1 pseudogene is annotated in these 315 nt (G+C 49.5%); it reads right to left on the minus strand.

From position 1 onward, the window contains the following. Positions 1 to 315 (minus strand): annotated as a pseudogene (locus tag AACT35_RS11295) (photosystem II q(b) protein); the annotation flags it as partial.

Here is a 315-nt window from a genome sequence, read left to right on the forward strand (position 1 = left end):
TTAACCGTTGATTGCAGGTGCTTGCAGAGCCACAGGTGCTTGCTCGCCAGCTGCTAAGTCTAAGGGGAAGTTGTGAGCGTTACGCTCGTGCATTACTTCAAAACCGAGGTTCGCACGGTTCAGAATGTCCGCCCAGGTGTTGATTACACGACCTTGAGAGTCAAGGATGGACTGGTTGAAGTTGAAACCGTTCAGGTTGAATGCCATGGTAGATACACCAAGAGCAGTGAACCAGATACCGACTACAGGCCATGCACCCAAGAAGAAGTGCAAGGAACGGCTGTTGTTGAAAGATGCATATTGGAAGATCAAACG

It is taken from the genome of Synechococcus sp. BDU 130192 (genome assembly GCF_963876085.1).
In the GTDB taxonomy this organism is placed as follows: Bacteria; Cyanobacteriota; Cyanobacteriia; order Cyanobacteriales; family MRBY01; genus MRBY01.